Origin of the sequence: Staphylococcus sp. EG-SA-15, assembly GCF_017151895.1 — a bacterium.
GTDB classification, from domain to species: domain Bacteria; phylum Bacillota; class Bacilli; order Staphylococcales; family Staphylococcaceae; genus Staphylococcus; species Staphylococcus aureus.
This window is the reverse complement of sequence record NZ_JACVZN010000176.1, coordinates 1-237: the sequence shown is the minus strand read 5'-3', so window position 1 is coordinate 237 and position 237 is coordinate 1. Positions and strand designations below refer to the sequence as shown.

1 protein-coding gene is annotated in these 237 nt (G+C 48.9%); it reads right to left on the bottom strand.

Translation table 11 applies throughout. The annotated features are described in order from the left end of the window. The coding region (locus tag IDG64_RS15705) for a hypothetical protein (RefSeq protein ID WP_049133575.1) at positions 1 to 237 on the bottom strand (237 nt) is incomplete at both ends.

Here is a 237-nt window from a genome sequence, read left to right as displayed (position 1 = left end):
CCGAGTCCGAATCGCTATCTGAGTCTGAATCACTGTCTGAGTCTGAGTCGCTATCTGAGTCTGAGTCGCTATCTGAATCTGAATCACTGTCTGAGTCTGAGTCGCTGTCTGAATCTGAATCGCTATCCGAGTCTGAATCGCTGTCTGAGTCTGAGTCGCTATCCGAGTCTGAGTCGCTGTCTGAATCGCTATCTGAATCTGAATCACTGTCTGAGTCTGAGTCGCTGTCTGAATCTG